The organism is Priestia aryabhattai B8W22 (genome assembly GCF_000956595.1).
Lineage (GTDB): Bacteria > Bacillota > Bacilli > Bacillales > Bacillaceae_H > Priestia > Priestia aryabhattai.
Genome location: NZ_JYOO01000001.1, coordinates 223,634 through 237,021, shown reverse-complemented (window position 1 = coordinate 237,021; position 13,388 = coordinate 223,634). Strand labels below are relative to the sequence as shown.

The following is a 13,388-nucleotide window of genomic DNA, read 5'->3' as shown; positions in this document are numbered from 1 at the left end:
AAGGAGGGAACTGCCATTAGTACCTAGGTTATAGGTTTAGAGTGCTCTATAATTAATCGATAAATTTAGGAAGAGATTTAAAACATGAGAAATAAGAGACTTTTTCCGCATTAACAGTTGTATAGGAAGTATTAGCTGTTGCTTAATCATTCTAACTTACTTGTCTTTACATCGTCCAAAATGTAAGGAATGATAAGAGTATAGAGGTAATAAACATCGCAATCAAAGGCTTTAATGCTTTTGTTCGAAGAACCCTTATACTTACATTTAACCCTAATCCGACCATAGCCATTGTTAAAAGAAAGGTAGTTAGAGTTGAAATATTATTCATGATCGTTTTAGGTATTATAAGGTGCTTACCAACGACATAACTCCCAAAAATACTCATGATTATAAAGCCTATTAAAAACCATGGGAATTCAATCTTCGTATCCTTTTCAATTTTTCCTGTTCGCTTCATCCAGTACATTAAGATAAAGCTTAATGGTACAAGTAAGAGCACTCTGCCTAACTTAGCCAACAGGCCAATAGCCAGGGCATCGCGTCCAGCCGGTGCTGCAGCTAGAGCTACATGCGCAATTTCATGGAGGCCCACGCCTGACCAAATTCCATATTGAATATTCGTTAAATGTATATAAGGTCTTAAAATGGTATACCCAATGGCAAATAGGGTTCCCACTAAAGCAATAACACCAGCTCCGATAGCTGTATCTTCTTCTTTTGCTTTTACAATTGGAGAAACAGCTGCAATAGCTGCAGCACCGCATATTCCTGTTCCTATCCCTAAAAGAAGGGATAAACCGCTATCAGCCTTCATCCATTTGGCTAGAAAAACCGTTAAAACAATCGCAAATACAGCCGTTCCCACATCGCGAAGCAACAATCCTAACCCGTGATGAATAACAACATCAATATTAAGCTTTAGTCCATATAAAACAATCGCATAGCGCAACACCTTTTTAGAAGAAAACTCAATTCCACATCTTATTTTTTCAGGGTACCCCCAAATTTGACGATAAATGACTGCTATTATAATTGAACAGGCTAGTGGACCAATATGATCGAATCCCGGGACTTTCGCTAATCCATAAGCAAGTAAAGCAAAAAGAAAAGTAAAAGCAATTCCTCCAGCCCACAAAAAAACATTCGGTGACGTCTGGACATTTATTCGCGAGAATAGATTTTGTTTGTGAGCTTTATTTATATTTATCATACCTTTCATCCCCAATATAGATTTTTATCAAGCAAAGTTTCACACAAGAAATATGTACTTTAACTATAAAAGACAGTTTATTATTAGTAAAATATAGATAAATCATAATTATAATTAAAAATATTAATAATAGACACAACAAAGCAGCAATTTGATTTTCAATGACTCTGAAGATCAAGCTGCTGCTTTTATTGGTTTTTATTCTTTAATACCCGCTTTTATATTTAAAGCATCGTCCATAGACTACTAATTTTACAGACGAAATGAAAATGTATATTCTTATGAGAGAGAGGCAGCCTTGCTAGTTGCTAAACCTTTTTTGCGTCTATACCATAGCAATATCAAACTGCCTAATACACAAAGGAAAGACACTAATTGAGCTATTCTGATATGAGAAGTTAGCATTAAGCTATCCGTACGCAATCCCTCTATAAAAAATCGTCCTATCGAATACCATAGTAGGTAAGTAAGAAAGACTTCGCCTCTTTTTAACAAAGATTTTCTTAGTACGATCAAGACAAGAACACCTATGAGGTTCCAGAGTGATTCATAAAGGAATGTAGGATGATAATAAGTTCCATCGATATACATTTGATTAACAATAAAATCAGGTAAATGTAAAGTTTCTAAAAACTGACGTGTAACAGGTCCGCCATGTGCTTCTTGATTCATAAAGTTTCCCCACCGGCCAATAGCTTGGCCTAATAATAAGCTAGGAGCTAAAACATCAGCCATTTTCCAAAAAGAAAGATTCTTTTTTCTGCAAAACCATATAGCTGTTAATACAGATCCAATAATTCCACCGTGAATAGCTATGCCTCCATGCCAAATTGCGATAATTTCGCCTGGGTGGTCTTTATAATAACTCCATTCAAAAAGTACGTAGTAAATTCGAGCAGTAACGATAGCAATGGGTAGTGCTAGCAGAAGTAAATCAGAGATGGTTTCTGAAGAGATACCTCGTTTCTTTCCTTCTTTCGAGGCTAACAAGAAGCCTAAGAAAGCTCCTATCCCTATAATAATTCCATACCAATGAACCTCAAGTGGACCAAGGTGGAAGGCGATAGGGTTTAAAGGTTGTGTGTGCTGGTTCATGTTTTTTCTCCTTTACTTCATATCGGTTTTCTTACATTTTTTTAGAGTAATATTAAATTAGAGAGCCTTTTTAGTATATCTAATTAAATAAAGAAAGGGCAACTTTTGCTTACGAACGTCCACTACTTCTTTGCCTACTTTAGTGTAACAGAATAGTCTCCTTAGAATTGTCAAAATTAAAATAGACAGTACATTGACTTAATTACCAAAATACACTATTCTTGTTTTAGACAACATACTGTCTAAAATGGAGTGTGAATATGAATATTTATAAAGAGCTTTTTTTAATGCAGCAAACTTACGCTACTTTATTTTCTCTGGCAAATAAAGTCCAGGTGAAAGGAGATCAATCTCTTGAGCTCTTAACATCAAGACAGCATATGGCGATGGTGGCAATTGCTCATTTACCTGAAGATGAAACAACGTTAAATAATATTTCCAGAAAATTAGGAACTACAAAACAAAGCGTCAAACAGTTAATTACCATTATGGAAAAGAAGGGGTATATTGACGTGGTTCCTAGCAGTAAAGACAAGCGTGCAGTTAACGTAAAAATTACAACAGCGGGAAAAGAGGCACTGCTTGTTGTTTCAGAAAAAGGAATCTTCTTTTTAGAAGAACTTTTTAACAAGTTTTCAACCGAAGAGCTGGAAATAATGTGGAAGCTTTTAAAGAAACTTTATAGCTTTGATGGGGAAGAACATGACGGATTTGAAGAAGAAGGCAACATAAAAATGGATGAAGATCACAATGAATTACAGTTGAGAGTGATAAGGGAGCTTGAAAGTCGCAGAGTTCAAGCAATTAATAATATAAAAAAGAACATATAAAAATAAATCTGATAGGCTCATTTATCTTAAAGCATATCGATCAATTCTTTTAACAATTTTTAAATGAAGGGTGAGGGAGAGCACTCATTATGTTCGAAATCAGCGATGAAACAGTACGATTAATTAACAAGACCTGCAAAGGAAAAAAGCATTTGAAATTAACCGTTGGCTACTTAACGGACAGCCAATGTGTTATCAAAATTTATAATGAAAGCGGTGAAATTGACTCATCCAAAAAATATCATTATGAAATTGGTTCTATTACCAAGACTTTCACTATATCACTGCTATCAAAATACATATCTGAAAACAAGTTGACACTAAACGATTCTATACAAAAATACATAAAAGAACTTAAGGAAGACACTTATTATCCTACATTGCTCCGCCTCGCTACTCACTCTTCTGGATATTCAGGAAGCTTACCTTTAAATAAACGGGAATATTTTAAAATAATTTTAGGTTTGATTTTTGGCGGAAGTGATTTGAACAAAGATAATCCGTTGCATATGGATTTTAACAAAATGAAGATGCTAATCGAAAGTAATAAATTGAAAGAAGTAGATTATTCATGGAAATATTCCAATTTCGGCATCTCACTTATTGGATACGTGTTGGGAACGGTATCGGGCAGGGGATATTGGGATACTATGAATGACTTTTTTCATAATGAGCTTGGACTAAAGAATACTTGTTTAGGCGCTTCAAACAATAATCTACATGGCTATGACCGCAAAAATAATGATTGCGGCAACTGGCAGTGGGACAAAGAAAACTTTATATCACCTGCAGGGGCAGTATCCTCAACCGCTGACGATTTACTTAAATACGCAAAGATAAATATGGACGAAGATAAACCATATCTGTCTTTTTGTCATAAAAAACACGGTAATGGAACAAAGAAGTTTGATATGGGGCTTGGGTGGTTGCTTTTAAAGAAAAACAATAATGTGATATTACACGGCGGTGGAACCGGATGCTTCAGCTCATTTTTAGGGATTGATAAAGAAAAGAAAGTTGCTTCCGTCGTTTTGGCTAATTATAGACTAGGCAGAAATAATGATGAACATATAGGGATGGCTTTATTAGAAAGCCTGCAAAAGTCAAAAGAGATATAAGAAGGGTCTACAAAAGTGATGAGAATTAATCGATAAAGTTATTGAGACGCCTCCTTAACTAGAAGACAATTTGAAAGGCTATCGCCGAATATAACAAATCTTCAAGAAGCGTAGATACCGCTTCTTTTTTTGATGAAACCATGCTATTATCATTAAGGTTTGTAAGGAACAGAAGATTTTTGTCTTTCCGTACATTCTTTTGGTATAGTGTTAGAAATAAGGAGTGGGTAAGTTGGCTTTTACTGAATTTTTTCAGCAGTTTCCCGTAAAGGTTTTAACGGTAGGGCTGCTGATTGTACTTATCGTTTATTTTATTCGCAAATTCATTAAGCTTTTCTTTGATAAAACGAGCTTTTTAGATGAAAAACGAGAAGAGACGCTCATGCACTTTTCTAATCAGGTCACAAGAGTATTGGGGCTGACTTTTTTCTTTATTTATGTGCTTAGCCATTTCTTTGACTTCGGAAAGATTCTCACTAGTTCGGTAGTGTTGGCCAGTGCCTTGGCAATAATCCTTCAGCATATCATCCGTGATTATATAATGGGACTGACTTACTTGTTTGAACGCCAGATCCACCACGGAGATTATGTTATTCTCAACGGAAATCGTCAAGGGAAAATAGAAGAAATTACGATGCGCTACTTAAAGATTCGCCAGTATGACGGCTACCTCTATACCGTCTCATATAGCAACATTACAGAACTTCAGAACGGAACCCGAGGAAGACGCCGGGTAAATGAAAGTCTTATTCTCAACTATAGACAAAACCCGGACGATGCTTTCAAAGTAATGGAGCAGGTAGCACAAACATGTAACGAGAAATATGGCCAATATTTGCTGAAAGATGTGAATGGAATTCCTATAGAAAGTTTTCAATTCAATCAAATTACTGAACTGAACGTAGGTTTTAAAGGTCATCAATATTCATTATCAGGCCTTGTGAAGGAAGCTGATTTTGTTGAAGCGAGCCAAAAGGTGCGATATGAACTCGCAATGGCTGCCTACAAAAATGACCTAATGATGGCTGAAAGCTTCGAGACAAGCCATTAAAAATAAAACTCGTACCTTGTTTATATACAAGCTTTTATATTTAAGATACAAACACCCTTGTGATTTTTCAAAAGGGTGTTTTTTATTTTTAAAAATATCTATTAAGTACTTCTCCAGTAAAGATTAATTATCTGAAACAGAACAAATTAATTAGTACATCTAAATTATTCTTCTAGTGACATGGTAAAATTAAACAAAGAACGTAAAAAGGTAAAGGGGGATTAACTATGGCGCAAAAATCTAATTATACAAAAATTAACTCCAAAATGTGGGATGAATGGGCTTCAGCTGGAGGAGAATGGTCATTAGCTATTAATCATCAAGATTTTGTAGATGCAATTCAAGGTAATTTTAATATCTACTTAACACCTTGTAAGCCTGTTCCACATAACTGGTTTATTCCATTTGAAAAAGCGAAAATATTGGGACTTGCTAGCGGAGGAGGACAGCAGTGCCCAGTCTTTGCAGCCCAACATGCGCAAGTTACGGTTTTTGACTACTCTGATAAGCAATTAGAATTAGAAAAAATGGTGTCCACTAGAGAAGGTTATTCTATTGATTTAGTTAAAGGGGATATGAGTAAGACATTTCCCTTTGAAGATGAGACGTTCGATATGATTTTTAACCCTGTATCAAACTGCTATATTCAAGATGTTGAACACGTCTGGCAAGAATGTTTTAGAGTTCTAAAAAAAGGTGGCGTTCTGCTATCTGGCTTTGCAAATCCTGCTCTTTATTTATTTGGAGAAGATGAGGAAGCATTACAAGTGGTTAATAAATTACCTTATGATGGAACGAAAAACACCGTAGAAAATGGTGAAGAACTTATAAAAAATGGCGGTGTACAGTTTAGCCATTCATTAGAAACTCAAATTGGCGGACAACTAAAAGCTGGATTCACCTTACAAGATCTTTATGAAGATCATCATCACAAGGGGAAAATCACTGAATATATGCCTTGTTATATTGCTACTAAATCTATTAAATATTAGTTATCATATCGAATGAGCTACCTCAATTTTTTCCAATATGGCATCATAGTAGAATAATGGCTCAAAAATGAGATGCCATGTTCACCGAGAGAAATGGTAGAAAAAGTGGGAGAGCTTTTAGAAAGAAACTTATAAGCCTATGTTTGGTTGAACGGATGCTTCAAAAGAATGAAATGGTCTACCTCCTATTTTTAATTACAGTATTTTTTGTTTTAACGTGGAAAAAAAGGGTAAATATTCTAAGAATCACCTAAAAATAGGAGGAGATCAAATGAGAAGAGCGAAACAAGCTGTTGTAGCTTCTGCCGTAGGTTTAGCTGTGTTAGCGACGCCATTAGCTCTACCGAATTTAGGAGGTTCTGCAGGCTCCGCAGAAGCTGCAGAAGTTGGAGGAGACGTAACAGTTGATCCCGTAGCCATGGGACAAGCGATTGCAGATGCGGCTAAAACAGCCGACAATCGAAGTGGGTTCGTCAAGGGAGCAATGGAAAAAGCGTTTTTTGAATCGGGTCAACAATATAATGTAATGGTCATGAATTTGAGTCAAAGTTATAATTCAGATCAATTACAAGGTGTTCAGTATTTTGATACCGTAGATTATGATGGCATTACGTATGGAGTCTGGATATTTGAAGAAGGAACATTTATTAATGAAGGTGATGGAGGTTATGATAACTGGGCCTTCAGAGGTTGGTTTGAACGCACAGGAGAGGACGAGAAAACAGTCAATTTTCATAGACCTTAATTAAAAATAGAGATGAAGATAACACAAGATTCCCTTCAGGGAAGAGCGTATGAAGAGCCTTTACCGTCATGGTAAAGGCTCTTCTCATTTAATAAGCTTTCGTTTTAATTAAAGAAGAGGTGAAATTAGTATAGTTTCATGGACACCACTTAATTAATTTCCTAGATTATAAAAAACAAGCCGTCATTAAAACGCTACCTTTAGATGTATATTTAACACCCGGTCATACACCAGGACATGTGATATACCACCATAAAGATGACAATGTGCTGCTGACTGGAGACTTATTCTTTTCGAAGGCTGAATCTTTACATCCACCGATTCGAAAGTTCACAGTTGATATGAATGAAAACATTAATAGTGGACGAATTATAGATAAATTTCTTCATCACATGGCCAAGATGTCAAATATAACTGTGGTTTATATCCTATTTATAAACTTATATATGAATAAGAGGGAGGAGATCAAGAAGAGATTGATTATAACAGCGGAAATCCATATACAGAAAGTGACAGAGCAACAAAAATACATCCTAATATTTAGAAGTCTGAGACCGGATGTTTATAAGCATGCAGAATAGAAATTTGTATATCATATACAGCTTACAAAGAGAAAAACTCCTGTTGCGTCTGAACAGGAGTTTTTCTCTTTGTATTAACAGAAGCCCATTCTCATTCTTTCTTCTTTTTTAATGAGCAGGAAGCTTATACTAATTCAACCTTAGTTTTTATTTTTGGTTTGTAAATATTCTTTTTGAAACATACACATTCTTATAGCGTTATGATAGCTTCCATCAACAAAAAATTCATCCTTTAACTCGCCTTCAATAGAAAAACCAACCTTCTTATAGATATGAATGGCTTTTTCATTTTCCTTGTCTACAATTAAGTAAAGTTTATGCATATTTAATACCGAAAAGGCATAATTCATTGCTAGGTTTGTGGCAACCATGGCGTAACCATGACCTTGATATGTAGGGTCAATAATAATTTGAAACTCTGCTCTACGATGAATATAATCAATTTCGACTAATTCCACTAACCCAAGCATATCCCCGTCTTTTTCAAGTATGAAACGACGCTCACCTTGATCGTGAATATGTTTATCATATAAATCCTGTAGCTCTACAAAAGCTTCATAAGGCTCTTCAAACCAATAAGACATAATATTTGCATCATTATTGAGTTCATGGACAAATTTTAAGTCTTCTCTTTCCAAAGGACGTAACTTAAGTTCCTTATTCATTTCTCAAACCTCCACATTCTAGCATTACTTTAGCACTTTCCGTTTTAAATGTAAAAATTGCTGTAGTTTTAAAAAATAATAAGACATAGTGCGATTATTTACATCCTTATTAAAAGAACCATAGTATAATTTAAAAATCTCGCAAGTGAAATTCATTAACTTTAAGGAGGATCTTATGAAAAAAGCAGTTGGTATTCTTCTTCTTTTACTATGCTGTATAAACCAAAGGGTTGAGGCAGCTAATCAACCTTCAGCAGCTCCTATAATACATCATGAAATTTATGTTTCTCCTACAGGGGATGACAAAAACCTAGGTACTAAAAGCAAACCTTTTAGAACATTAAGAAAGGCAAGTGAAGCAGCTCAGCCCGGAACTACGGTTTACATCAGAGGTGGTATTTATTACGAACAATTAATTATTAGCCGTTCAGGTACTAAACAAGAGCCTATTATTTTCAGGAACTATAAAAGTGAAAAGCCCCTTATTAGTGGAGAAAAAATAAAAAGCCGTTCTATAGATGGAGGGCTAGTTAGCATAAAAAATAAGAGCTACATAACGATTCAAGGTTTGAATATAGGTCATTTTTCTACTTCTAAGGAACAAAATACACCATGTGGTATTTTAGTAGAGGGAAGTGGAAAGAACCTTCGAATCATTAATAATCATATTTTCGATATTAAGACTGCACATAAAAATGGAAACGCTCATGGAGTAGCTTTTTATGGATCTAAAGCGCCGCGTTCATTAGAAAACATTGAAATATCGGAAAACCTACTTGAAAACCTAACCTTAGGTTTTAGTGAAGCGTTGACTCTAAATGGGAATGTTAAAGATTTTATGGTCAATGCTAATATAATTCGAAACGTTGATAATATTGGGATTGACGTAATTGGCTTTGAAAAAGTAGCTCCTATTGAGAAATATGACCAAGCCCGTGAAGGACTTATTAGTGAAAACCATATTTACAATGTCAGCAGTTATTCAAACCCTGCTTACAAACATGAATACTCCGCTGGCGGAATCTACGTAGACGGAGGAAAAGATGTTGTTATTGAGAATAACGTTTCAAGTCATAACGATCTAGGAATAGAAATCGCAAGTGAACACCATGGTAAACAAACTAGAAATGTTCAAGTCATACGGAATATGATTTATAAAAATCGTTTTACAGGAATTTCAATTGGAGGCTATGATAAAAAACGTGGAGGAACGATAAATACTCTTATTGAACATAATATTTTATATGGAAATGATACGATGAACATGGATGGCGGTCAATTACTGATGCAATATCATGCAACTCATAACACTATCAACAATAATATTATGGTTTCAATAAAATCTAATTTGCTTCTGGCCAATCTTCATTACTCAAATAAATATAATCAGCTTAATAATAATATATATCTAAATAAAGGTAGAGATACAGCGAACCGATGGATATGGAAGGGGCAAGAAATACAAAGTTCTACCATCATATCTCCTAGGCTTTTTTAACGACAGTTTCTTTTCAGAGGATATCCTTTAGGGAGTTGCTTACTGGGATTCTGTTTGAGGCTGGAAAATTATTTACTGCACTATCTGCTAGTTATACTTTTTATTTTAATATAAATAATTACTTGTTAGGAAGAAATAAAGCAGTCTACACAAATAGACTGCTTCTGGATTAATTATTTACCTGTTTCGGCAAAACGCTGAATACGCTCACCAATTTCATCACGGACGCGTTGAAAGAACGTCCATTTCTCTTCGTCTGTTCCTTCTGCTTTTGCAGGATCATCAAATCCCCAGTGTTCACGCTTCACATGAGGAGGCGTTACGGGGCAATGATCAGCTGCATGGCCACATAATGTAACCACTAAATCCGCATTATTTAAAATTTCAGGATCAATAATATCAGATGTTTGGTTTGAAATATCAACACCAGCTTCTTTCATTGCTTTTACAGCGTTAGGATTTAATCCATGAGCTTCTAATCCTGCACTGCGTACATCCCATTCATCGTTATTTAGATATTTTTTTGCCCATCCTTCAGCCATTTGGCTACGGCAAGAGTTACCTGTACATAAGAAATAAAGTGTTTTTTTAGACATGTGTAAAATCTCCTTTATGATGTGTTAAGAAATAATTGATAACCAAATATATAAACCAACAAGTGTAATAAACAATGTTGGGATGGTTAAGATAATACCTGTTTTAAAATAAGTTCCCCAAGAAATCTTAACTCCTTTTGTCGAGAGAACATGAAGCCATAAGAGCGTCGCTAGAGAGCCAATAGGTGTAATCTTTGGTCCTAGATCCGAACCAATGACATTTGCATAAATCAGAGCTTCTTTAATCGTACCTGTTGCAGAAGTTGCATCAATGGCCAAAGCATCAATCATCACGGTTGGCATGTTGTTCATAATCGATGAAAGAATGGCTGCAATAAATCCCATGCCAATGGTTGCTGCAAACAATCCTTGATCAGCGGTTGTTTGAATAAGGCTTGCTAGTACTTCAGTTAGCCCCACATTGCGTAATCCATACACAACAACATACATACCAATGGAAAAGAAAACAATTGCCCATGGAGCTCCTGCTAACACTTTTTTCGTGTGAACAGCTGGGCTTTTTCTTGCTATTCCTAAGAATAAAATGGCGATAATTCCTGCAATAATAGAAACGGGAATATCGAAAAACTCACCAATAAAGTAACCAAGAACTAAAATGAATAAAACAATTCCTGATAAACGAAACATTTTCTCATCTTTGATGGCCTCAACCGGTTTCTGTAAATCAGCTAGATTGTATTTCTTAGGGATGCTTTTGCGAAAATACAAATACAAGACAGCAATACTTGCCAAAAGTGAAAATAAATCTGGCACAATCATGCGTGAGGCAAATTCAGAAAAGCGAATTCCAAAGAAATCCGCTGATACAATATTGACCAAGTTACTTACCACAAGAGGTAATGATGTTGTATCCGCAATGAATCCACTGGCGATAATAAAAGGAAAGACCATTTTATCTTCAAATTTAAGTGCTCGCACCATAGCAAGTACGATAGGTGTTAGAATTAAGGCTGCCCCATCATTAGCGAATAATGCGGCTACTACAGCTCCTAGGAGGGATACATATACAAACATGCGAACGCCATTACCTCCTGCAGCTCGTGCCATATGTAACGCTGCCCACTCAAAAAATCCAATTTCATCTAAAATTAAAGAAATAATAATAACTGCAATAAACGTTAACGTTGCGTTCCATACAATTTGAGTTACATCTAGCACGTCATGGAAATCAACCACACCTGCTAAAAGAGCTATTACTGCGCCTCCACACGCTGACCAACCAATAGACAAGTTCTTTGGCTGCCAAATGACAAAAATCAATGTCAATAAGAAGATGAAGGAGGCTACTATAACTGATACCACTTTACAAACCTCCTACTATTAGCAACAACTAATGCGTAATCCTTGCTTTTCTAGTTCTTTTAATCGTCCATCTTCGCTTGGTAAAGATTCAAGTATATTCAGGACAAACTGATAATAGCCGTTTTCTTTATTTAATGAATAGAAAATCCAATGTCCTTGTCGTCTTTCCTTTACAAGTTCGATATCTCTTAATTTACGCAAGTGTTGGCTAATAGCCGGTTGACTTGCTTTATAAATTTCAACTAGCTCACAAACACAGCACTCGTTATTTTGGAGCAGTTTCATCATAGATAATCTTGTCTTATCGCCAAGCAGCTTCAGTATCTGTGCTGCTTTCTCCATTTCTATTTGTACTTTTACATCCAATCCAACTCACCTCCTTATTTCCAAATATAATTATATAAGTATTTTATTATATATTCAACAAAAATATACACTACTATTAAACAAAAAAAATTGATTAATGTCTTGATTTATCTAAATTTTCCAGATATGATGAATACATCAAAAAAAATTGATTTATAAAAGTGAGGGTGAAAGCAGTGAGAGTCAACAACTCTGGAAACTTATCAGTTACGTACTTTCGAACCTATTTTCATTTAGTTATGAACACTCAAGGGATGAACTATAAGGAAGCACAAAGTCTAATCTTTCAGCGTTTTTTTCATCAAGATCCTACGTTAAGAGGGGAAACTACATACAGTAACTTTAAAAAAGCTGCCGAGAGCTTCGAACTTTAAATCAAAAAAAATTGATGAAGGAGAATGACAATGGAAACAGTCAAGGAAGGAAAGCACCCATTTAAACAGTACGAACAAAAATTTAAAGCTCTTGCTGATCAAAAGAGATTAGAAATTATGTATGAGCTCTGCCAGCGAGGACAGACATGCGTATGTGATCTAACTGAATTCTTTGGGATGTCTCAATCTAAACTTTCCTACCATTTAAAGATTTTATTAGAAGCAAACCTCATCACAAAAGAAACAAAAGGGACATGGAGTTATTATGATTTAAATGATAAAGAGGTGAACCACCTCTTATCAGAAGAACTTTGCTGCTTGTTTAGAAAAGATACAAGTAAAAGCGGCTCATGCTCGTAATTTACTACATTCAAAATAAGATTGTTTATCATGCGAAGGAGGAAGTGTAAATGAAATATGTTCATGTAGGAATTAATGTAACAAATCTAGAGGCGTCCATTAAGTTTTATCAAAAGGTATTTGGCGTTCAACCTGTGAAAACGAAAATAGATTATGCTAAATTCCTGTTAGATGAACCGGGATTAAATTTCACCTTGAGCGTACGTGACGATGTAAAAGGTAATCAAGTGAATCATTTCGGCTTCCAAGTAGAAACTCCTGAGGAGATTCATTCTCATAAATCACGACTAGAAAAAGAGGGGTTCTTTGCTCGTGAAGAAATAGATACGACCTGCTGCTACGCTGTACAAGATAAATTCTGGGTAACAGATCCTGACGGGAACGAGTGGGAGTTTTTTTATACGAAATCTGATAGTGAGGTTCATAAGACTGAGGATAGCGTTGAGGTGAATGAAAAGTCACCTGCAAGCAACTCATGTTGCTGATGCTTAAATGACAAAAAAGACAGGAAGAAGTAGACTCTTTCTGTCTTTTTTGTTTAACATAAAATCGATTATGTTTAGTGGAGTTTTCTTGCTAAG

General features: G+C 35.3%; 14 protein-coding genes and 1 pseudogene. 9 read left to right on the top strand and 6 right to left on the bottom strand.

Annotated features, from left to right (window positions below; translation table 11 throughout):
- Positions 1–166: 166 nt before the first annotated feature.
- Both N178_RS01040 and lgt read right to left on the bottom strand, forming a co-directional pair.
- Positions 167–1,213 (bottom strand): YeiH family protein, encoded by a 1,047-nt coding sequence (locus tag N178_RS01040; protein ID WP_080890122.1) that lies wholly within the window; start codon positions 1,211–1,213, stop codon positions 167–169.
- A 279-nt stretch (positions 1,214–1,492) separates the two neighbouring features.
- Complete coding sequence (lgt, locus tag N178_RS01035) at positions 1,493–2,308, bottom strand: prolipoprotein diacylglyceryl transferase (protein ID WP_045289762.1); 816 nt, start codon at positions 2,306–2,308, stop codon at positions 1,493–1,495.
- A gap of 260 nt (positions 2,309–2,568) precedes the next feature.
- Between lgt and N178_RS01030 the strand changes: the two genes are divergently transcribed.
- The 6 genes and pseudogenes from N178_RS01030 to N178_RS01005 form a co-directional block, all read left to right on the top strand.
- Positions 2,569–3,138, top strand: coding sequence for a MarR family winged helix-turn-helix transcriptional regulator (locus N178_RS01030; protein ID WP_045289761.1), 570 nt, complete (start codon positions 2,569–2,571; stop codon positions 3,136–3,138).
- A gap of 89 nt (positions 3,139–3,227) precedes the next feature.
- On the top strand, positions 3,228–4,256 hold the full coding sequence (locus N178_RS01025; RefSeq protein WP_045289758.1) for a serine hydrolase domain-containing protein: 1,029 nt from the start codon (positions 3,228–3,230) through the stop codon (positions 4,254–4,256).
- A gap of 232 nt (positions 4,257–4,488) precedes the next feature.
- Complete coding sequence (locus N178_RS01020; protein ID WP_045289756.1) at positions 4,489–5,307, top strand: mechanosensitive ion channel family protein; 819 nt, start codon at positions 4,489–4,491, stop codon at positions 5,305–5,307.
- Positions 5,308–5,534: 227 nt separating this feature from the next.
- Positions 5,535–6,299, top strand: a complete 765-nt coding sequence (locus N178_RS01015; RefSeq protein ID WP_045289754.1) for a class I SAM-dependent methyltransferase — start codon at positions 5,535–5,537, stop codon at positions 6,297–6,299.
- Positions 6,300–6,570: 271 nt separating this feature from the next.
- Complete coding sequence (locus tag N178_RS01010) at positions 6,571–7,044, top strand: hypothetical protein (protein ID WP_045289752.1); 474 nt, start codon at positions 6,571–6,573, stop codon at positions 7,042–7,044.
- Between the two features lie 194 nt (positions 7,045–7,238).
- Positions 7,239–7,498 (top strand): annotated as a pseudogene (locus N178_RS01005) (MBL fold metallo-hydrolase); the annotation flags it as partial.
- Positions 7,499–7,765: 267 nt separating this feature from the next.
- Here the strand turns inward: N178_RS01005 and speG are convergent.
- Positions 7,766–8,290, bottom strand: a complete 525-nt coding sequence (gene speG, locus N178_RS01000; protein ID WP_013056444.1) for a spermidine N1-acetyltransferase — start codon at positions 8,288–8,290, stop codon at positions 7,766–7,768.
- Positions 8,291–8,465: 175 nt separating this feature from the next.
- On the opposite strand from speG, the gene N178_RS00995 reads away from it, so the two are divergent.
- Positions 8,466–9,788: a DUF1565 domain-containing protein gene (locus tag N178_RS00995; protein ID WP_045289734.1), complete on the top strand. Its 1,323-nt coding sequence runs from the start codon at positions 8,466–8,468 to the stop codon at positions 9,786–9,788.
- A 173-nt stretch (positions 9,789–9,961) separates the two neighbouring features.
- Here the strand turns inward: N178_RS00995 and arsC are convergent, their stop codons facing one another.
- From arsC to N178_RS00980, 3 genes are read right to left on the bottom strand one after another with little or no spacing between them, the layout of a single operon-like run.
- Positions 9,962–10,384 carry an arsenate reductase (thioredoxin) gene (gene arsC, locus N178_RS00990; protein ID WP_045289732.1) on the bottom strand — a complete coding sequence of 141 codons (423 nt, stop codon included), beginning with the start codon at positions 10,382–10,384 and terminating at the stop codon, positions 9,962–9,964.
- A gap of 24 nt (positions 10,385–10,408) precedes the next feature.
- Positions 10,409–11,707 (bottom strand): arsenical efflux pump membrane protein ArsB, encoded by a 1,299-nt coding sequence (locus tag N178_RS00985; protein WP_045289730.1) that lies wholly within the window; start codon positions 11,705–11,707, stop codon positions 10,409–10,411.
- Positions 11,708–11,725: 18 nt separating this feature from the next.
- A complete protein-coding gene (locus N178_RS00980; RefSeq protein WP_014460639.1) occupies positions 11,726–12,073 on the bottom strand; it encodes an ArsR/SmtB family transcription factor in 348 nt (115 codons plus the stop codon).
- 404 nt (positions 12,074–12,477) lie between these two features.
- On the opposite strand from N178_RS00980, the gene N178_RS00970 reads away from it, so the two are divergent.
- Positions 12,478–12,807 (top strand): ArsR/SmtB family transcription factor, encoded by a 330-nt coding sequence (locus N178_RS00970; RefSeq protein ID WP_045289726.1) that lies wholly within the window; start codon positions 12,478–12,480, stop codon positions 12,805–12,807.
- 50 nt (positions 12,808–12,857) lie between these two features.
- The gene (locus N178_RS00965) at positions 12,858–13,292 is read left to right on the top strand and encodes an ArsI/CadI family heavy metal resistance metalloenzyme (protein ID WP_045289724.1); all 435 of its coding nucleotides are present in this window, start codon (positions 12,858–12,860) and stop codon (positions 13,290–13,292) included.
- The last annotated feature ends 96 nt before the right edge of the window (positions 13,293–13,388 follow it).